Below are 19861 nucleotides of genomic sequence, written 5' to 3'. Positions count from 1 at the left end.
CGCGGGAGTCTCCCGCGCCCTCGGCCATTTGCTGGAGGGCACTGGCCCCCCGCCGCTGCTAGCATGCCCCGCATGTGTTCGCCCGTTCCCCCCGGAGGCCTGCTATGGAAGGTCTGATGCTCGCGCGGGTGCTGGCCGAGCTGGAGCCCCTGCTGCCCCTGCGCACCCTGGGCTGGGCTTTCCCGGATGAAACCACCGCCGCGCTGCTGCTGGACGGGCCTGGTCTGAACGGCCGCAGCAATCTGGTCCTCAGTTACCGGCCGCCCACGCCCGTGGTGTTCCTGTCGCGGGAGCGGCTGCGCGGTGAGGCCCACAATCCTTTTCAGCGCTTTCTGACGGCGCGGGTGCGCGGCGACCTGCTGCGTGCCGAGCAGCTGAAACTCGACCGGGTGATTGCCCTGCACTTTGCCGGCGAAACCGGTTTTGTGGACCAGGCGCCCACCCGGCTGCTGTTTGAGGTGACGGGCCGCAACGCCAACCTGCTGGTGCTGGATCAGGGCGAGGGCTTTGCGGGCCGCATCGTGATGGCCGCCCGCGAGATTACGGGCAGTCGCAACCGGTTCCGCACCATTCGCACGGGGGGCGTGTACACGCCGCCGCCGCCCTACAACAAGCTGGACCCCCGCACTCTCGGCCCAGAAGAGGCCCAGGCGCTGGCGGGGGTCCCCGTGGGGCGCTGGCGCGAACACCTTGACGGCCTGGGGCCTCTTCTGGGCGCCGAGCTGCTGCGGCGCGCGGGGCTACGGGCCGATGAGGCGCCGGCTGAGCGCTGGCCAGAGGTGCTGGCCGCCGTGCAGAGTGTGGTCCGCGACCCAACGGTGAGTGAAGGGACGCTGCAGGGGGGCGCGCGTGAGGCGGCGCGTGGTGAAAAAGCGGCGGCGTTGCGAAAGGCCCTGCGCGAGCCACTGGAAAAACGCCTGACGCTGCTGCGCAACCAGCTCTCGGACGTGACCCGCGCCGAAACGGGCCTGGATGACGCCGTGCGCGACCGTGCCGAGGCCGACCTGCTGATGGCGTACGCGCAAACTGTGCCTGGAGGTGCAGCCAGCGCCCTCCTGCCTGCCTTTGACGGCAGCGGCGAGCAGCCCCTGAGCCTGGAGCCGAGCCTGAGCGCCGTGCAGAACGCTGAGAAGCGCTACACCCGCGCCCGCCGCCGCGAGGAGGTCTATCTCCGCCTTGCTGAGCGCGAAGCCCCCCTGCGCGCTGACCTCGCCGACGCCGAGGCGCGCCTGCGCGACCTGGACACCGCCGAACTGGACGCCCTGGAGGCCCTGTCGGCCCAGCTGGTGAGCGAGCGCCCAGAGAAGAGTCCTTACGGCGCGCGCTTTACCACCCCCAGTGGCCATGAAGCCCTGGTGGGCCGCAACAACAAGGAGAACGCTGTCCTGACGCACCGGCTGGGCCGCAGCACCGACCACTGGTTTCATGCCCAGGGGTATCCAGGGAGCCACGTCCTCGTGCGGTCGGGGGGGCGCGACCTGGACCTTCCCGACATCCTCTATGCCGCGCGGCTGGCGGCGGCCCATTCCAAGGCGCGCGGCAGCAGCAACGTGCCCGTGGACTACACCCGCATCAAGCATGTGTGGCGTCCCAGGGGCGCTCCGGCTGGTCAGGTGCATTACACCGACCAGAAGACGGTATTCGTGGACGGTACGCTGCCAGAAGCGAATTAGCGAGGGAGATAGGCGGCGCGCGGCCTCTGGTCAGGGACAAAGAGGGCCAGAGCAGATGTCGGATGCACTGTCGTCCATTTTCGTAGCGTCCCGAAAGGCGCCGGATGCAAGGAGCATCGGGCGCTGTGCAAGTTCAATGTCCGAGTATCCGTCCTTTGTGGCGGAGCGTGACGAGGAAATTGCGTAGGACGCCATCCCTGCCCAACCTCTCGCGGTGCGAGCTGTCCCAGTTCCCCTTGCGGGGAAGGGGCTCAAAAAATGGTCTTGCTCGCGCTTCTGGGAGAGGCCGTGACCAACTTGGTGGACTACCAGTCATAGCCTTCAGCGCATCGGTCTCAAACGGCTGATACGCATAAGCCATGAACGTACTCAGCCACCAGGGTTTTCCTACTCCCTACAACCCACGTCCCACTTCCTTCCTGTACATCCCCTCCCGCCTCGTGGCCCCGCTTTCCTTTTGCCGGCCCCGAGCGCGTACAATGCCCGCTTGTGGAACGCATCATGTTCAGGGCCAAAATTCACCGCGCCACTGTGACGCAGGCCGATCTGGATTACGTCGGCAGCGTGACGATTGACCAGGACTTGCTGGACGCGGCGGATATTCTGGTCAACGAGCGCGTGGACATCTACAACATCACCAACGGCAACCGCCTGAGCACCTATGCCCTCAGTGGGCCGCGCGGCAGCGGCGTGATTGGCATTAACGGCGCCGCCGCCCACCTGATGCGGCCCGGTGACCTGGTGATTATTGCGGCCTACGGCAACTTTACTGAAGACGAAGCGCGCCGCCTGGAGCCGCGCGTGGTGCATGTGGACGAGCGCAACCGTCAGCTCGACCTGCAACTGGCCTGAGAGCTGGGCATGAAGAACAGCTGGGCAAACCCATAAGCCCGAGTGCAACGCGGCGCACCTATGTCTGGGTCCCACCGACCGAGCATGGGCCATGCGCCGCGTGTTCCCTCTCTTTCTCAGCCTTGTGATGGCCCAGGCCAGTGCCGCTCCCAGTGAGGCCACGCTGAGCGCCGTCCCCGTCACCCGTGTGGTTCAGCCGGGCGCCGTCGCCCCTGAGACTCCCACCTCCCTCAACGCCAGCATCACGGTGCGCTACGGGCCAGTCCGGCCCCGTGCGGTGCTGCTGCTGATGCCAGGGTTTCTGGGGGGAGCGGGTAGTTTTGACCGCCTGGCCCGGCAAATCGTGGCCCTGAATCCTGGGGTGGCGGTGTGGGCCGTGGACCGCCGCGCCAACCTGCTGGAGGACCACGCCGCCATTCTGAAAGCCACGCCGGACAGGCTGGCACAGTTGGTCAAAGAAGGCCTGCCTGTGCGCGCGCCCGGTACCGTGGCCTATATGCAGCACTGGGGTCTGGACGTGACCCTGAAAGACTGGCGCGCCGCTGTGCAGGCCGCGCGGGCGCTGACCTCCAATGTGTTTCTGGGTGGGCACTCGATGGGGGGCACGCTGGCAGGCACCTACGCGGCCTACGACTTTGGCGGCGTGCCCGGTGCGCGGGATGTGCGCGGCCTGGTTATGCTCGACGGCCTCCCTGGCCTCATGAGCGGCAAGGCCATGACTGCCGACGCCTACCAGCAGGGCGGCGCCAATCCTATTGGACCGCTGCCGGGTCTGAAGGGGCTGGCGCGCTCGCCGTATGTGGACGCGGTGTTTTTTAGCCCGCGCCTGGCCAGCCGGGGCGCCGCGCAGGCCCGGCTGGCGGCCCTGAATCCGGCAGGCGCGGCGCCGGCCGGCGGCCTGACCCCCTACCGCGCCACCAACCTGGCCGCCGCCCTGAGCCAGTTAGAGCAGCGGTACGCTCTGCTGCCCTTCATGACCCTCAAGACCGGCAAGGCCACCAACGCCACCGAGGCCACCAACCTGCCGACCCTGGCCCTGGGTGGCCGCGACAGCCACTGGATTGCGGGGCCCCAGGACCCCCGGCAGCCGGTGGGCTGGCAGTCCGACCCGGCCGCGCCCACCGACGCCGCCGATTTTGTGCGCCGCTACATCACGCCGCAGACCGACTACGCCGAGTGGTATTTTCCCAACCGCCTGAGCCTGGATCTGGCCGCTGCCCGCACGGGCACGCGCGGGACCCCCTTTGAAAAGACGCTGCCGGTATGGCACATGGCGGCGCTGAATCTGCCGGTGCTGGGCATCGCCGCCGAGCAGGGGGTGACCACCGAAACTATGTTCCGTGACTACGCCCACACTACCAAAGCGGTACTGACCACCCACACGCTGGGAGGGGCCGCGCACCTGGACATCACCACAGCGCGGGGCGATCAGGTGGCGCGCTGGATTGGCGCCTGGCTGACGCCCCTGCTGCGCTGATCCTGCGCGGCTAATTGGGCGGCCTGTCGCAGCCAGCGTTCGCGCTGGGCCGGCGTGCTGGTCCGTATGGGTCCAAAGCGCGTGGTCCGCACAGGCCGGAATCCGCTGAAACCCAGGGTGTGGGTCTTGACGCTGCGCACGGCGCTGTCCCCGGTCAGCTGGAGATACCAGGCCGGTGAGTCGCTGGTCACCAGCAGGCGGGCGCTGCGGCCCCGCAGCAACTGGTCCGGCAGGGCCCGGCCCCGGTACTGGAAGGCAAACCCCGGTAAGAAAGTTCGCTCTACAAAGCTCTTGAGCAGTGCGGGGGGCGCGCCCCACCAGACGGGATAGACCACGCACAGGTGCGTACTGGCCTGCACGAGGGCCTGCGCCCGAACCAAGTCCGGCTCCAGCGGCTGCGCGCCCTGGTAGCCACGGTGCAGAACAGGGTCAAAGTGCAGGTCGGCCAGATGCAGGAGGCCCACCGCACCAGCGCCACCAGCACCCTCAGCGTAGCTTTCCGCCAGGGCGCGGCAAAAACTCTCGGGGTTGGGGTGGGCGTTGATGACCAGGGTTGACATAAGGCCTCCAGGCCGCAGACACGGCCCTTGAAAAATCTTGACAGTGTCAAGTTTGAGTTGGTCTCAGCGTGCGGCATCATATTGACAATGTCAAGTTCGCGTGAATCGGCCCGGCCCTATCATCACGGCCTGCTGCGCGACACCTTGCTGACAGCCGCCCGCGCCCTGCTGGAGGAGCGGCCGGCAGCCGAGCTGAGCCTGCGGGAGGTGGCCCGGCACGCCGGAGTCAGCCACGCCGCGCCGTATCACCACTTCAGCGACCGCCACGCTCTGCTGCTGGCCCTGGGCGAGGTGTGCATGACCGAGTTCGTGACGGCGCAGGCGCAGGCGGTCGCCGCACAGGGCACGCCCCTACAACAGTTGGTTGCGCTGGGCGAAGCTTACGTGGGCTACGCCGCCCGGCACCCCCACGCCTTTACCCTCATCTTTGATCCCCAGGTGTGTCCCCCAGGCCCAGGCGTCTCGCCGCTGGCCCCGCTGATCAAACGCAATCAGGCGCTGCTGGGCCACATCCTGGCCGAGGCCCAGGCGAGCGGTGAGCTGTTGACGGCCCACCCCGAGGACCTGGCGCAGGGTCTGTGGGGGGCCGTGCATGGGCTGGCCCATCTGGTCATGACAGGGCACCTGGCACCGCAGGCAGTTCCTTCAACGCTGTGGACACTGTTGAGCGCCGAACTTCGCACCTCTCCTGCTTAATCGGTTATAGCTTGACCACGGTGGGTTTGAGCACCGCTGGGTCCGGCAGAGGGCCGCCCACGGCGCCTGGCCTGTCCCGGCGTGGCCGGGCCGTCTTCTTGAGACGTTTCTGGCGGTACATACGCTCATCGGCCAGGCGCAGCAGCCCTTCTGGCCCCGCGCACTCGTGACCGCAGGCCAGGCCCACACTGGCTCCGACCCCAGGCACCCGGCGTCCTATCTGTTCGGCAGCAGCCACAAGCTCGGCGCGCAGCAGGGCGGCGTCGCCCGTCAGGCTCAAGACCACGTATTCGTCCCCGCCAATGCGGAACAGGCTGTGCGCCGCCGGTACGCATAGCAGCAGCGCCTGGGCGAACAGCCGCAGCACCTCGTCGCCGGCCCCGTGGCCCTGTTCATCGTTCACCAGTTTCAGGCCGTCCACGTCAATGATGGCCAGGGCCAGCCGACTGGCGTGGCTGGTCCACAGCGCCTGCAAGGTTTCTTCAAAGGCGCGCCGGTTGCCCAGACCCGTCAGGGCGTCGGCCCGCGCCGCCTGACCCAGTTGCGCCACCATCTGGTCGGTGCAGCCCAGCAGCCAGGTCAGGGTGCCGCCCACCAGCAGGGCGACCGCCACAAACCATGACAGGCCCAGCCAGCCAAAAGGTGTGAGCGACAAGCCCACGCCGCCGGCCAGCGTGCTGTACGCCACGAACAGGGCCACCCCGCGCGCCGGGAACCAGAGGGCGCTGGCCACCGCTGTCAGAATCAGCACGGTGCCGTACCCGGTCACAGAGTTCAGGAAGGTGCCGCCAAAGCCGGGTGAGCCGATAAACCACAGCAGCCACAGGGGCATGCCGAGCAGAAAAAACACTGTGCCCAGGCCCTGGCGACGTCCATTAAAGGTAGCAGCAAGACCCAGCAGCGCCAGAAAGGTCAGGGCATGGGGGACATTGTTGTGGGTGCCTTCTAGTGCGCCCAGCAGCAGGGTCAGAAAGGGCAGCGGGGCCAGGAGGGTATACAGGTGGCGCTGAAGATAGACGCGGGGAGAAAGAGACGGCAACACCATGAGGGCCTCGGGCGGGGCTGCGGCGGGGCGAACGCGGCAGGACGCTGGGAATGGGGGCCACAAACAGCGGGCTTCCGCTGCACTGCGGTCAGGAGAGCGCCACCAATACTTTCACTGCAAATGCTGTCTCTTGGTAGAGAGTCGTTTTACTCGTTTCAGCGCTTTGCGTGGGTATTCCTCAAAGGCTCTGAGGTGTGCCAAGAAAACTTACGGGAATGTCTGGTCCGGGAAAAATCGTCTTTTGTTGCTGACCCCAAAGGGTAAAAATTGGATCAGGGCATCATCTTGACGCCCTGACAGGTACAGGTGGCCGGGTTTGAACCGCCCAACCCGCTCGCGCGTCCGTTTTGAACAGGGTGGACGCCTCCCCTGGGGAGTGGTACAGGCAAGGTCAGTAGTTTATGCCTGTGCCCTTTTAGCGCCTCACCCCAGTGCGGGGCGAGGCCTGACCACCCTTGCGGCCAGCGGCGCGCGCTTCTTCGCTGGTGAAGCGGTGGGCGTTGCCGCTTGCGTGGGCCGCGCGGCCTCCTGCGGCGGCAATGGTGCGCTGCCGGTCCGGGTCCATGCTTGCAAATCCGCGCCTTCTGGGGGTCGTGGCTGTGCTGTTCTTGTTGCCTGTCATGTCTCCTCCTTGTGCTTCCTACTGTGGCGTTCTGGAACCAACTGGCCGTGATACACGCGTGATTAACAGGTGTCAGGAGCTGACAACCTTTCTTCACTTGGATGAAGAAGCGTTCAGAAAGGCAAGGAGACTGGCCGTTCCTGGAGATCCAGAGAGGCATAACGAGAGACCAGCATTCAGAGCCACCTGGAATCATGCCCAGGTGGCTCTAGACCGAGTGGATCTGTAGGGCTGCGCGTCTGCACCAAAACCGCTATTTGCCGCATTGACAGCGTCAGGCTTGGCTTTGGTGTGGTGTTCCTCTCAGGCTTCTAGAGGGACAGCGCCGCTAAACCATGGATGGAGCTACTGGATTTCACAACGAAGAACCCCCGCTTCTGGCGGGGGCCGAGGGGGTCAGTGAGCCTCGTCGTCGTCGTCTAGAACCTCACCGTTCAATTCGCGGTCAAGAAACTTCAGGTAACCCTGCCGCCCAGCCTCGCGGGTCCAGAGCCGGACGCTGGCCCGCAGCCGGTTCAGGCACTGGCGCAGGTCCTCGGCACCTGGGCGGCCAGCCTCGCCCAGATGGTCGAGCATCAGGGTCAAGTTGCGCAGCGCGGCGTCGTGAACCTCGGCGCGCAGGCCGTCGAGCTTGCCTGGCTTGAAAGGAAAGTTGGTGGCCTCGGCCCGGTAGCGCCGCGCCAGTTCCTCGTAGGCGCTGTCGACCTGGGCGTCGGTCAGGTCGGGGTGTTCGCCGTACACGCCCAGCACCGCCAGTTCCAGACTGCGCAGGACCGGCAGAAACCTCTCCTCGGGCAGACTCACCGCAGTTTGCCTTGCAGGTGGGCGCTGAGGTCGCTGATCTTCACCCGTTCCTGGGCCAGGGTGTCGCGGTCGCGCACGGTCACGGTGTCGGTCAGGGCCGCGTCTTCACCCTTGCCCACCGTGTCAAAGTCCACGGTGACGCAGTAGGGCGTGCCCACCTCGTCGTGGCGGCGGTACGCCTTGCCGATATTGCCGCTGTCTTCCAGCAGGATGCGGCCCAAGCCCAGCCCCTGCAACTCGCTCTTGATACGGCGGGCCAGGTCCACCAGCTCGGGTTTGTTGCGGGCCAGCGGAATGACCGCCACCTTGATGGGCGCCAGGTGGGGTTTCAGCTTCAGCACGATGCGCTCGTTGCCGTTGTCCAGCGTCTCTTTGGTAAATGCCTCGCTCAGCACCGCCAGCAGGGCGCGGTCCACCCCAGCACTGGGCTCAATCACGAACGGCACCACTGGCTTATTCGTCTCTGGGTGAGGAATGGTCAATTTGGCGACACTGTCGAGGTTTTCCTCAACCCTGGCCACCAGCCCCAGCTCGGCCTGGTTTTTGGTGTGGCTGCCCAGGTCGTAGTCGCTGCGGTTGGCAATGCCTTCAATTTCCTCATGGCCCAGCGTGGGGTAGTCGTACATCAGGTCGTAGGTGCGCTTGGAGTAGTGCGCCAGATCCTCTTTGGGGACATCCAGAATCTCAATTTTGCTGCGCGGCACGCCCTGCGCTTCCCACCAGGCCAGGCGCCGGTCCAGCCAGTGCTGGTGCCACTCTTCATCCGTCCCCGGAGCACAGAAGAACTCGATTTCCATTTGCTCCAGCTCGCGCACGCGGAAGATGAAGTTGCGCGGCGTGATCTCGTTGCGAAAGGCCTTGCCGATCTGCGCGATGCCAAAGGGCAGGCGGCGGCTGGTGGAATCCACGACGTTCTTGAAGTTGGTAAAGATGCCCTGGGCCGTTTCTGGGCGCAGATAGCCGTAAGAGTCGTCATCGGCCACTGGCCCGATGGTCGTCTTGAACATCATGTTAAAGGGCTTGGGTTCGGTCCACTCGCCCACCTCGCCGGAAAAGGGGTCACGCACGCCCGCCGCCCGCAGGGCTTCGCTGGCCTGCGAGGGGTTGGCGTTCAGCGCCGCGATCACCGCCGGAAAGTTGCTGGCGTCCGCGCCGATGCCCTCAGCTACTTTCGCCACCACATCGGCCTTTTGGTCTTTCACCAGATGGTCCAGGCGGTAGCGCTTGTTGGTCTTCTTGTTGTCCACCATCGGGTCACTGAAGGTGGCTTCGTGGCCGCTGTGGCGCAGGACCTGCCGGTGCATGATGATGCTGGCGTCCAGGCCTTCCATGTCGTCGCGCTCGTAGACGTTAGAACGCCACCACGCGGCCTTGATGTTGTTTTTCAGCTCGACGCCCAGGGGGCCGTAGTCGTAGAAGCCCTGCAGGCCGCCGTAAATCTCGGACCCCTGAAAAATAAAGCCCCGGCGCTTACACAAGCTGACGAGTTCTTCCATGGATGTTGCGGGCATGTGCGGTCTCCTGTGAGCAACAAGAAGGTCCCCAGACGGCGGGCGCTTTCCTCGCTCGTCTGGGGACGCAGCTCAGGCCGCGCGGTTCCACCCCAGTTCCGGTCACCACTGTCTGTGGTCAGGCCGGCACTTTTGTGTTGTGGTGCTCCCCGCTGCCTTTCACGCGCGCCTCGCCCTGCCTGACTCTCACCGTCTCAGGCTCGCTCGTTGGGGGCCTTTCGCGTTACTCCTGCGGCTCAACGCTTCCCAAGTCTGCGGCAGCAGGGGGGAGGGGGTCAAGTCTAGGCACATTAGGCCCTCTGGCTGAGGCGCACCTCCGCCACATGTGTGGCATGAGCGTGGCATGAACTCTGTTAACCTGCGCACGCTATGCAGAAAACGACCCTTTTGGCCGCTTCCCTTCTTGCCCTCAGCCTGAGTGCCTGCACGGCGATTCAGCGCGGCGAGCAATTTGATTTTCCTCTGGAACAGACCGATGCACTGAGCCCCGTCAAGGTGCAGCCCGGCCGGACGATGTTTGTGCAAGTGCCTTACAGCCGCAGCATCTTCGAGGATGACAACGAACTGGACACCTACTTTGACGGGATCGATCTCAATTTCAATGCGGTACGCGGCCCGAACGACAAAGTCCCCAACGCTTACCGTGATGCGTCCTGGCTCAAGCTGACCGCTGTTGACGCCCCCAAGGGCATCAGCGTGGTCCTGATCAAAGCGGAAATCGGGCGAATCGTGAACAACACCAAAGTGGTGGGCGACTCGGTCAACGTCCGTTACAGCGAACAATTTCGCCTGACCTACAAGGTCAGTGTGGACGCCAGTTACACACCTGAATCACTCAGCCCGGAAGCCGCCGACTGGCTGCGCGACAGTGAAATGAGCCGTGAACTCAAAGAGATGCTGTCCGGCGACCTGGCCTATGTCCGCCTGTCCTTTATGGTAGACAAGAAGCCCCAGCGGGCCTACATCACGGTCGCAACCAGCGAGACAAAAGCCACCAAGTAACTCCTGCGCTTGGGGTGGGGCGGTCCGTACTGGCCGCCTCGCTTGTTTGATACCCCTTCCAGGCGGCGCCTCAAATTTCCCCAACCTCCCGTATTCTGTACGTTATGCCTGTTGCGGAATCACGTCCGGAAACCCACCCGGATTTTGAACTTGAAACTCAGCACCTCTCCTCAACTGTCGGCGCCATGCTGCGCCAGATTGAATTCTGGGAAGACCGCGACCGTCAGATGGGCGCCGACCTGGAAACCAGCATCATCCTGGGCGACCAGGCCGAGGAATTTGCCGCCATGCTCTCGCCGCATGTGCATCAGCCGTACTTTGGCAGCCTGAAGGTGCGGGTGGCTGGGCGCGAACAGACCCTCTATATCGGCAAACACGGCTTCCGTGACGTGAAGGGGCCCTATTCGGTGGTCAGCTGGGACAGCGAGGTCGGCAGCCTGTTTTACTCGCAGGCGCTGGGCTGGACGCCGCGGAGGGGCAGCGCCGGGGTCATCAAGCGGCGCCGACAGCTGGACATTCACGCCAAGGCGCTGCTGCGCGTCACTGACCTGTATGACGACGAGCAGGGCGGAGACACGGGCGGACGAGAAGAAGTGCTGCTGCGCCGCTTGCAAGAAGGCAGCACGGCCGGCATGCGTGACGTGGTTGAAACCCTGCAACCCGAGCAAAACGAGGCGATGCGCGCCCCAGCCGGTGTGCCCGTCATTATTCAGGGGGCGGCGGGTTCCGGTAAAACCACCATCGGCTTTCACCGCCTGGCCTGGATGACGAACGCGGACCGGGGCCCTCACCGCGCCCGCCCCGAGGCCTGCATGGTCCTGATGCCCAACCGGGTCCTGGCGACCTACGCCGCGCGTATCCTGCCTGAACTGGGGATTGAGCGCGTCGTCGTGACCACCCCCGAGGCCTGGGCCACCGGGCTGCTGGGCCTGGAAAAGCTGGAGGTCACCGACCGTACCCTGAGTCTGCTGCTGACCGACCGTGACAATACCCGCCGCGCCCTGGCCTGGCGCAAGGCCAAGCTGCTGGGTGATGCCCGCATGCTGGATGTGGTCCGCACCCACCTCTGGAACAGGTTCAATGTCGCCCTGCGGGGCCAGCGCCTGAGTGAAGTCGTGGAGCTGCGGGGCCGTGAGCCTCAGCCGTTTACCCTGGAAGAGGCTGATCTGGCCGCCATGTTGCGCGACGTCTTCGCCGCCGACCCCCTGGAGGGCTACCGCACAGGCATGCGCCGCGCCATAGAGGCCGAGGCCCTGTCGCGCCTGCGCCCCACCGAGGCCGAGGAGGCCAGCGTGCTGCGCCAGCTGTCGACGCCACTGACCAGCCTGCTGGGCCGCATCTTTGCCTCCACCACGCCGATCACCGAGGCCCGGCGCCTGCTGGGCAGTCCTGAGTCGCTGGCGGCGAGTGGCCTGCTGACCGAGCGCGAGATGGCCCTGCTGGGCACCGACCCCCTGAGCGGCATTCCCACCCCGCGCCGCGCCCACGCCGACGTCACCGAACTGCCGCTGATGCTGGCGGTGCAGGCCTTCACGGGTGGGATTGGCCGCCTGGATGGGCGCACCTTAGAAGTCTTTGACCATGTGGTGCTGGATGAGGCGCAGGACTATTCGCCACTGCTGTACGCGCTGCTGGGCCGCGCCACCCGCCCCGGCCACATCACGGCGCTGGGCGACCTGAACCAGGGGATGCACGGCTACAAAGGCCCCAGTTCCTGGGAAGCGGTGCAGGCGCAGTTGCCCGGCGCTGAGGTTCGGACGCTGGGCCGCACCTACCGCTCCACCCGCCAGATTACGGACCTGGGCGCGCGCATTGCCGCCACCTACAACCGCGCCGCAGCGGTGCAGGGCGTGGACCGCGACGGGGCCGAAGTGCAGCGGTACACGGCCCCAGCGGGCAGCCCGCACGGCGAACTGCCCCTCCTGGCCCAGGCCGTCAAGGACGCGCAGCAGGCAGGGCACACGAACATTGCTATCGTCACGCGCCGGGGGGTAGACGCTGACCGCCTGGCCGAGGCCCTGCGCGAGTTCGACACCGACGCCCAGCCCATCACCACCCAGGAACACCGCTTCCGGGGTGGCCTGGTCATCCTGCCGGTCAATCTGGCCAAGGGCCTGGAATTCAGCGCGGCTATCGTGGCCAGTGCCAACGCCGAGACCTACGACGAGAGCACCGAGTACGAACGCCGCCTGCTGTACGTCTCGGCCAGCCGCGCCCTGCACTGGCTGGCACTGGTCAGCGTGGGCGACCTGCACCCGCTGGTGGCGTAAACGGAACAGGGCAGATGGGGCGCGGTGACAAGCTTTCCTCTACGCTCCACTCACCACCCCTCACTTTCCCCGCGCCACAGTGCCGCATGGACGATCAGAAAACACAGGGGGGTCTGCCCGCCGACGCCGGCAACGGTATGAGTGACCGCAGCGGGTACACCGACGACTCAGAAACCGGTCTGACAGAGACCTCGGTGGGCGGCAGCCACGTCACGGACATGCAGGATGAGGCCGATACGCACGTGCCAGACACCGGCACCACTTTTGGCACGGCCCCCGACGACGATACCCGGCAGTAAGTTCGGTTCTTTCTGGCCCCTGGCACCTTTGACGCCGGGGGCTTTCCCTTACACTGACGGGCTGATGACTGCCTCCGCCCGCCCCCTTCACACCCTGTCGGTCGCGCCCATGATGGACTGGACCGACCGGCACTGCCGGGTGTTTCACCGGACCCTGACCCGGCGCACGCTGCTGTATACCGAGATGGTCACGACGGGCGCCCTGCTGCACGGCGACCGCGAGCGGCACCTGGGCTTTTCGCCCACCGAGCATCCTGTGGCCCTGCAACTGGGCGGCAGCGACGCGGCCGCGCTGGCCGAGTGCGCCCGCACCGCGCAGGACTGGGGCTACGACGAGGTGAACCTGAACTGCGGCTGCCCCAGCGACCGGGTGCAGAATGGCTCGTTCGGTGCCTGCCTGATGGGCACGCCCGACGTGGTGGCCCGCGCGGTGGAGGCCATGCGGGGCGCGACCTCCCTGCCGGTGACGGTCAAGCACCGCATTGGCATTGACGACCTGGACAGCTACGAGCATCTGACCCGCTTTGTGCGGACGGTTGAGGCTGCAGGCTGCCAGACCTTTATTGTCCACGCGCGCAAGGCGTGGCTCTCGGGACTGTCCCCCAAGGAAAACCGCGAGATTCCGCCGCTACGGTATGAGGTCGTGCAGCAACTCAAGGCGGACTTTCCCCACCTGACGATCATCCTGAACGGTGGCGTCCTGAGTCTGGACGCTGCGCAAGCGGCCCTGGGCTGGGCCGACGGCGTGATGATCGGCCGCGCGGCGTATCAGGACCCGTACCTGCTGGCGCTGGCCGATCAGTGGCTCTTCGGAGAAGAAACCCAACCTGTCACGCGCCGTGAGGCCATCGAAGCCTACTTGCCGTATGTCGCAGAGCAGCTTGAACAGGGCCAGCCGCTGCCCAGGATGATGAAGCACACTCTGGGGCTGTTTACTGGTCAGCCGGGGGCCCGACACTGGAAACGGACCCTCTCCGAACAGGGGTACAAGCCGGGCGCAGGGTTGGCTGTGGTGCGTGAAGCGCTGGCCGGGGTGCCCGACACCGTACTGGACGTCCGGCCAGGGGTGGGGGAGAGGCAGACGGCGTGACAGGGAGCCGCTGGGTGCGCCGCTCTGCCACTGGCCTGTGTATTGACTGATCGCAGACCTCAGCGTGGTTGAGAGGTATGCTCCTCAACCACGCTGAGGCGAACACAGTAAGTGTCCGTCAGAGACAGTGGTGAGAGTGGAGGGGCGTTGATGGCCCCTCAATGGAACTGGCAGCCGCTGTGAGATTACTGGAAAGAGGTGGAACTGGGGTGCCTGAGCGGCCCAGTCCACCTCTTGCTTGGTCCTCTCTGCTTACCCTTTGCGGGTAAAATCCACCTCGCCTGGCAGGCGCTCCAGCCACGCCACCAGAATGTCAATGCACGCCTGAACATCGCGCTCGTCCACCATTTCGCTGGGCGAATGCATGTAGCGGTTGGGAATGCTGACCACGGCCGTGGGCACCCCGGCGCGGGCCAAGGTCAGGGCGTCGGCGTCGGTTCCCGAAAAGCGTCCTGCCGCGCTGAGGGTAAAGGGAACGCCGGCCTCCTGCGCCGCCACGGTCATCTGGCGCAGCACCACCGGGCTGACCATCGGCCCCACGGTCAGGTTGGCCCCCGAGCCAAAGGGCGCCACGCCGTACTTCTTCTCGCTGACGCCCGGCTGCTTGGTTTCGTGGGTCACGTCCACGGCCACGCCCGCCACAGGGTCAAGTTTGTAGCCGCTGACCTGTGCGCCAAACACCCCAATCTCTTCCTGGCTGGTGCCGACGGCGACGACGCGGTAGGGCAGTTCCTTGTCTTTCAGCGCCCGCAGGGCTTCAAGCACGATAAACGCCCCCACCCGGTTGTCCAGTGCGCGGCCCACAACCTTGGTGCCGACCATCAGCGGTCCCTGTTCCAGCACGCCGTAGGTTCCCACGGGCACCTGCTCTTTCACCTCATCGGCGTCCAGGCCGACGTCAATCCACAGGTCCTCGATCTTGCTGGCCTTGGTGCGTTCCTCGGCTTCCATAACGTGAATGGCCTTTTTGCCCACCACGCCGATCAGGTCGCCGCCGGGCGCCAGCAGGCGGATGCGCTGGCCTACGAGCACCTGCGGGTCCCAGCCGCCCACAGGCAGCACGCTTAAGAAGCCCTCGTCCCCTACATGAGAGACGATCAGACCAATCTCGTCCAGGTGGCCCATCAGGGCGATGGCCGGGCCATCTTCGGGGCCAAGCTCGGCGTAGGCGTTGCCGTAGTGGTCCTCAGCGGTGCGGGCAAAGGAGGCGGCTTCTTCCAGCCACACGTCAGCGGCGCGGCGCTCCAGGCCGCTGGGGGCGGCCACGTCCAGCAGCCGAAACAGAAACTCACGGTTGATTTGCGTCACGCCCGCAAGTGTAAGTGCACCGAGGCTGACATTGCGAGGTTCCGGTACGGCGCTGGGAGGTTTCTGGGCTTGCCGTCCTGCTTGGGCTTTTCGCGCTGCTCGGTGTGCTTGAAGGGCAAATGCGCCCTTTAGCTCTGCCGCCCGCCTGGCCTCCCCCCCATATGCTGAGGCCCATGACCCTGCCCGTTTCCCCCGATATCGCTGTTCAGGTCGAGGCCCAGCATCTGGCGGCCCACAGCACCCCTGAGCGTCAGCTGTTCAGCTATGTCATCCGCATCGAAAATCGCAGTGACCAGACCTGGAAGCTGCTGTCGCGTCACTGGGACATCGTGGATGGACGGGGACAGGCCACCAGCGTGGACGGCGACGGTGTGGTGGGCGAGCAGCCGGTGCTGCCGCCGGGCGGTGTGTTTGTCTACGATTCGTTCGTGACCTTGGAGGTCACGCCTGGGCACATGAGCGGCCATTACACCTTTCAGGGCGCCTGGGGTGAAACTGCGCAGGCCCCGATTCCCATTTTTCTGCTGGAAGTTCCTGGCATGCGCACCCTTCACTGAGAAGCAGTTCACCGCTCCCGCTTGCCACAGCAGTTCGATCTGAGCAGAGTTGGAAGGGTGTGGGTAAGGTGGGTTCTAAATAGGAGTCGTTGGTTTTTCCGCAACTTGTCAACGAAAGGGATATGACCTGTCTGCGGCTCATCTCAGGCAGAGCCTCATTCGGCCGACCTGAAACGCCTGGGCGCTGCTACGCCGTCGCTTTTGCTAGAATAGAGCCGCTGGCTGACTGTTGGTCAATTGCTACTTTGGCACTTTCGAAAGATGAGAAAAGAAACTGCGTATCATCAAGCCATGTCTCATCGTCTCTGCCTTCTTCTGATTGACGACAACCCGGCAGACCTCCTTCTGGCGCAGGAAGCGTTTGCCGAGCATGAGGAGTGGGTGTCCGTGTCTACCTGCCGCGACGGCGAGTCGGCGCTGAAGCATTTGCGTGACCCAGGCCGCACCCTGCCAGACGTGGTCATTCTGGACATCAACATGCCCCAGATGAACGGTTTTGAGGTGTTGCGGGCTATTCGGGCCGACACAGAACTGCGCCATCTGCCGGTGGTGATGCTCACGACTTCGGACAGCTCGCAGGACATTGACCAGGCGTATGACCTGTTTGCCAGCTCCTACATGGTCAAGCGCGGCCAGTTTGCAGCCTTTGTCGAGCAGGTGGACCAGTTCGTGCAGTTCTGGCGCGATTGCCGTTTCAAGCAGTCGCGCGTGCCCCGGCTGTCCTGAAGAGGTTTTTCAGGGCATCGTTAGCAAAGACGATTCATTCCGGCAGAGCGAGGAGCAGCCAATAGGATTCTGAGGAGCGCGCAGGCGAGCTGTCTCTTTAGAAATTCACCAAGGTCAGAACCAGATTCCTTCTCACCCCCTCAAGATTCAGGAAAACCTAAAGGCGTCCCCACCTGCTGGGGCGGCAGGATAGGCGGTGCTGTGTCTCGCCCCCTGTCTGTTCTGCTGGTAGATGACGCGCCGGCCGATCTGTTGCTGGCGCAGGAAGTCTTTGATGATCACGCCCCCAGGGTGCAGCTGACCACCCAGTGCGGCGCCGAGGCCGCGTTGCTGGCGCTGCGCGACCCGGCGCAGCTGCCCCCGGATATGGTGCTGGTGGACCTTAATATGAACGGCATGAGCGGCCTGGATTTTCTGGCCGAACTGCGCGCCGACCCAGCTCTGGCCCATTTGCCTGTGGTGATGCTGTCAGGGTCAACCGCTCAGCACGACGTGGACCGCGCCTACGACCTGCACGCCACCGCCTTTCTGGTTAAAGCCCCCAACCTATCCGAGTTCGTGGCGCAGGTGGACCATCTGGTGCAGTTCTGGCTTGGCTGCCGGTTCCGCAGCCCACGGGTGCCCAGCCTGTCCTGAGCGCCGAAGTCAGGGCTTGATTCCCAAGTGTCCTGGGGCAAGAGGGCTAGAGTTGCGCAGGAGAGAAGTCTCCCGCTAGAGGCTGTGGACAATGGCCAAAACCACTCACAGTCAATGAAAAACAGCGCCGGGAGATCACCCTCGGCGCTGTTTGTGTTTGAGATCAGCTGGTTCGGTCAGGCCAGAGGAGAAGCCGCCTGTGGTGTCTGCTCACCAGCCAGGTGCAGCCAGGTGCCCAGCACCGAATCAGGATTCAGGCTGACTGAATCAATGCCCTGGTCCATCAGCCACGCCGCCAGGGCCGGGTGGTCGCTGGGCCCCTGACCGCAGATGCCGACATATTTGCCCGCGCGCTTGGCGGCGGCAATCGCCTGGGCCATCAGGATTAGCACCGCCTCGTTCTGCTCGTCAAAGAGGTCGGCCACCAGGCCCGAGTCGCGGTCCAGAGCCAGGGTCAGCTGCGTCAGGTCGTTAGACCCGATGGAAAAGCCGTCGAAGTGTTCCAGAAACTGGTCGGCCAGGATGGCGTTGCTGGGAATCTCGCACATCATGATGACCTTCAGATCGTTCTCGCCGCGCCGCAGGCCATTTCTGGCCAGAATCTCGATAATCTGCTGCGCTTCACCCACCGTCCGGACAAAGGGAATCATGACCTGCACGTTGTTCAGGCCCATCTCGTCACGCACGGAACGGATGGCCTCGCACTCCAGGGCAAAGGCGGCGGCAAAATCAGGGCTGCGGTAGCGGCTCGCGCCCCGGAAGCCGATCATGGGGTTTTCTTCGGTGGGCTCGTAGGCCGGGCCGCCGATTAGGTGCGCGTATTCATTGCTCTTGAAGTCCGAGAGACGCACGATCACGGGCTTGGGGGCAAAGGCGGCGGCAATCGTGGACACGCCCTCGGCCAGCTTCTCGCGGAAGAAGTCGCGCGGGGTGGCGTAGCCGGCCGTCTTCTCGTCAATCTGGGCCTTCACGTCGTCCGGCACATCTGGGTAATCCAGCAGTGCGCGGGGGTGAATGCCAATCACGTTGCTGCAAATGAACTCAACGCGCGCCAGGCCCACGCCCTCGTGAGGCAGCGCCGCAAAGGAGAAGGCGCGGTCAGGTGAAGCCACGTTCATCATGATCTTCAGGCCGATCTCAGGCATATTGCCCAGCTCCACGCGGTTGATGCGGTAATCGAGCTGACCCTCGTACACAAATCCAGTGTCACCCTCGGCGCACGACACGGTAACGGCCTGCCCACTCTGCAGTTCGCGGGTGGCGTTGCCGGTGCCCACGACCGCCGGAATGCCCAGTTCACGGGCAATGATGGCCGCGTGGCAGGTGCGCCCGCCCCGGTTGGTCACGATGGCGCTGGCGCGCTTCATCACGGGTTCCCAGTCGGGGTCGGTCATGTCGGCCACCAGCACGTCGCCGTCTTGCACCTGCTCCATCTGCGATACGTCGCGCACCACGCGCACGGTGCCGGCCCCGATACGGTTGCCCACCGCGCGGCCCTCGACCAAGACCGGGCCCTTGCCGGTCAGCTCAAAGCGCTCCATAACCTTACCTGCGCGGCTCTGCACCGTTTCGGGGCGGGCCTGAAGGATGTAAATCTGGCTGTCCCGCCCGTCTTTGCCCCACTCGATGTCCATGGGTCGGCCATAGTGCTCTTCAATCGCCACGCATTGCCGTGCCAGTTCGGTTAGGTCCGCGTCGGACAGGCTAAAGGCGCGCTGCTCAGCTTCGGGCACCTCTTCGGTCTGCACGCCGCCGCTGCCCTCGGCATAGACCATTTTTTTCGCCTTGCTGCCCAGGGTGCGGCGCAGGATGGCCTTTTGCCCGGCCTTCAGCGCCGGCTTATAGACAAAAAACTCGTCGGGGTTCACGGCGCCCTGTACTACCAGTTCGCCCAGGCCGTAAGCGCTGGTGACCAGCACGGCGTCGCGGTAACCGCTCTCGGTATCCAGGGTAAAGGCCACTCCGCTGGCCCCCAGGTCGGTGCGCACCATGCGCTGCACGCCAGCGGACAGCGCCACATCCGCATGGGAAAAGCCGTGGTGCACCCGGTAAGAGATGGCGCGGTCGTTGTACAGGCTGGCAAACACCAGCCGCACATGGCGCAGCACGCTCTCAATGCCGCGCACGTTCAGGAAGGTCTCCTGCTGGCCGGCAAAGCTGGCTTCGGGCAGGTCCTCGGCGGTGGCGCTGGACCGCACGGCCACGTCGGGGTCGGTGACGCCCGCTTCGGCAGTCATGGCGGCGTAGGCAGCGCGGATGGCGTCTTCCAACCCCGCTGGCAGCGGCGCGGCCTCGACCTGCGCGCGAATCTCGCGCCCGGCCTGGGCCAGCGCCACCACGTCATTGACGTCCAGAGCGCTGAGGCGCGCGTTGATGCTGTCCTCAATACCGTTGTCCTGCAAGAACTGCCGGAAGGCGTCGGCGGTGGTGGCAAAGCCGCCGGGCACCCGCACGCCAGCCCCCGCAAGGCCCTGAATCATCTCGCCAATCGAGGCGTTCTTGCCGCCGACCACCTCGACGTCGGTCATCCTTAGTGTTTGGAACGGGCGAATCATATCCATGAGATTTCTCCGGTCTACAAAGGATTTCGCCCAGTGGAATCAGGGGCGTTTGTGTACCTCTGCCAGCTTAGCCGACCGGCCCGGCCCGGCGCGCCACCAAGGGAGTGACAGCGTAGTCATGTCCGCGCTGAGCAGACGGCGGCGCGCCCCTGGCCAGGCCGTGTCAGGCTGA

General features: G+C 65.0%; 18 protein-coding genes. 11 read left to right on the top strand and 7 right to left on the bottom strand.

Going from position 1 to position 19861, the window contains the following annotated elements; all coding sequences use genetic code 11:
* The first annotated feature begins 104 nt into the window (after nucleotides 1-104).
* The 3 genes from K7W42_RS02275 (at nucleotide 105) to K7W42_RS02265 (ending at nucleotide 4002) form a co-directional block, all read left to right on the top strand.
* Nucleotides 105-1673, top strand: coding sequence for an Rqc2 family fibronectin-binding protein (locus K7W42_RS02275; protein WP_224571868.1), 1569 nt, complete (start codon nucleotides 105-107; stop codon nucleotides 1671-1673).
* 489 nt (nucleotides 1674-2162) lie between these two features.
* A complete protein-coding gene (panD, locus tag K7W42_RS02270) occupies nucleotides 2163-2525 on the top strand; it encodes an aspartate 1-decarboxylase (protein ID WP_224571865.1) in 363 nt (120 codons plus the stop codon).
* Nucleotides 2526-2616: 91 nt separating this feature from the next.
* Nucleotides 2617-4002, top strand: coding sequence for an alpha/beta hydrolase (locus tag K7W42_RS02265; protein WP_224571863.1), 1386 nt, complete (start codon nucleotides 2617-2619; stop codon nucleotides 4000-4002).
* Here K7W42_RS02265 and K7W42_RS02260 read toward each other — a convergent pair.
* Nucleotides 3954-4562: an NAD(P)H-dependent oxidoreductase gene (locus K7W42_RS02260; protein WP_224571861.1), complete on the bottom strand. Its 609-nt coding sequence runs from the start codon at nucleotides 4560-4562 to the stop codon at nucleotides 3954-3956. The two genes, K7W42_RS02265 and K7W42_RS02260, sit on opposite strands and share 49 nt — an antisense overlap.
* An 87-nt stretch (nucleotides 4563-4649) precedes the next feature.
* Between K7W42_RS02260 and K7W42_RS02255 the strand changes: the two genes are divergently transcribed.
* A complete protein-coding gene (locus K7W42_RS02255; RefSeq protein ID WP_224571859.1) occupies nucleotides 4650-5258 on the top strand; it encodes a TetR/AcrR family transcriptional regulator in 609 nt (202 codons plus the stop codon).
* 4 nt (nucleotides 5259-5262) lie between these two features.
* On the opposite strand, the gene K7W42_RS02250 is transcribed toward K7W42_RS02255, so the two are convergent.
* The 4 genes from K7W42_RS02250 to K7W42_RS02235 all read right to left on the bottom strand — a co-directional run bounded on the left by K7W42_RS02250 (nucleotide 5263) and on the right by K7W42_RS02235 (nucleotide 9240).
* Nucleotides 5263-6303, bottom strand: a complete 1041-nt coding sequence (locus K7W42_RS02250) for a GGDEF domain-containing protein (RefSeq protein ID WP_224571856.1) — start codon at nucleotides 6301-6303, stop codon at nucleotides 5263-5265.
* Between the two features lie 415 nt (nucleotides 6304-6718).
* Complete coding sequence (locus tag K7W42_RS02245) at nucleotides 6719-6925, bottom strand: KGG domain-containing protein (protein ID WP_157460424.1); 207 nt, start codon at nucleotides 6923-6925, stop codon at nucleotides 6719-6721.
* Nucleotides 6926-7321: 396 nt separating this feature from the next.
* Complete coding sequence (locus K7W42_RS02240) at nucleotides 7322-7729, bottom strand: hypothetical protein (protein WP_224571854.1); 408 nt, start codon at nucleotides 7727-7729, stop codon at nucleotides 7322-7324.
* Nucleotides 7726-9240 carry a glycine--tRNA ligase gene (locus K7W42_RS02235; RefSeq protein ID WP_224571852.1) on the bottom strand — a complete coding sequence of 505 codons (1515 nt, stop codon included), beginning with the start codon at nucleotides 9238-9240 and terminating at the stop codon, nucleotides 7726-7728. Before K7W42_RS02235 ends, K7W42_RS02240 begins: the two co-directional genes overlap by 4 nt.
* Before the next feature lie 369 nt (nucleotides 9241-9609).
* Between K7W42_RS02235 and K7W42_RS02230 the strand changes: the two genes are divergently transcribed.
* From K7W42_RS02230 to dusA, 4 genes are all read left to right on the top strand, one after another.
* Nucleotides 9610-10242: a hypothetical protein gene (locus tag K7W42_RS02230; protein WP_224571850.1), complete on the top strand. Its 633-nt coding sequence runs from the start codon at nucleotides 9610-9612 to the stop codon at nucleotides 10240-10242.
* Nucleotides 10243-10346: 104 nt separating this feature from the next.
* Nucleotides 10347-12512: a HelD family protein gene (locus K7W42_RS02225; RefSeq protein WP_224571847.1), complete on the top strand. Its 2166-nt coding sequence runs from the start codon at nucleotides 10347-10349 to the stop codon at nucleotides 12510-12512.
* A gap of 86 nt (nucleotides 12513-12598) precedes the next feature.
* Nucleotides 12599-12811, top strand: coding sequence for a hypothetical protein (locus K7W42_RS02220; RefSeq protein WP_224571845.1), 213 nt, complete (start codon nucleotides 12599-12601; stop codon nucleotides 12809-12811).
* Between the two features lie 64 nt (nucleotides 12812-12875).
* Entirely contained in the window at nucleotides 12876-13901 is a 1026-nt protein-coding gene (dusA, locus tag K7W42_RS02215) for a tRNA dihydrouridine(20/20a) synthase DusA (protein WP_224571844.1), read from the top strand.
* Between the two features lie 252 nt (nucleotides 13902-14153).
* Here the strand turns inward: dusA and K7W42_RS02210 are convergent, their stop codons facing one another.
* Entirely contained in the window at nucleotides 14154-15209 is a 1056-nt protein-coding gene (locus K7W42_RS02210) for a M20/M25/M40 family metallo-hydrolase (RefSeq protein WP_224571843.1), read from the bottom strand.
* Nucleotides 15210-15382: 173 nt separating this feature from the next.
* Here K7W42_RS02210 and apaG point away from each other — a divergent pair, with 173 nt between their 5' ends.
* From apaG to K7W42_RS02195, 3 genes are all read left to right on the top strand, one after another.
* Nucleotides 15383-15766: a Co2+/Mg2+ efflux facilitator ApaG/CorD gene (gene apaG / locus K7W42_RS02205; protein ID WP_224571842.1), complete on the top strand. Its 384-nt coding sequence runs from the start codon at nucleotides 15383-15385 to the stop codon at nucleotides 15764-15766.
* Nucleotides 15767-16057: 291 nt separating this feature from the next.
* Nucleotides 16058-16492 carry a response regulator gene (locus K7W42_RS02200; RefSeq protein WP_224571841.1) on the top strand — a complete coding sequence of 145 codons (435 nt, stop codon included), beginning with the start codon at nucleotides 16058-16060 and terminating at the stop codon, nucleotides 16490-16492.
* Nucleotides 16493-16693: 201 nt separating this feature from the next.
* Nucleotides 16694-17128: a response regulator gene (locus K7W42_RS02195; protein ID WP_224571840.1), complete on the top strand. Its 435-nt coding sequence runs from the start codon at nucleotides 16694-16696 to the stop codon at nucleotides 17126-17128.
* Nucleotides 17129-17304: 176 nt separating this feature from the next.
* Here K7W42_RS02195 and ppsA read toward each other — a convergent pair whose 3' ends face one another.
* Nucleotides 17305-19689 carry a phosphoenolpyruvate synthase gene (gene ppsA, locus K7W42_RS02190; RefSeq protein ID WP_224571839.1) on the bottom strand — a complete coding sequence of 795 codons (2385 nt, stop codon included), beginning with the start codon at nucleotides 19687-19689 and terminating at the stop codon, nucleotides 17305-17307.
* Nucleotides 19690-19861 lie beyond the last annotated feature (172 nt).

Origin of the sequence: Deinococcus betulae, assembly GCF_020166395.1 — a bacterium.
GTDB classification, from domain to species: domain Bacteria; phylum Deinococcota; class Deinococci; order Deinococcales; family Deinococcaceae; genus Deinococcus; species Deinococcus betulae.
This window is presented reverse-complemented; position numbering and strand designations above follow the sequence as displayed.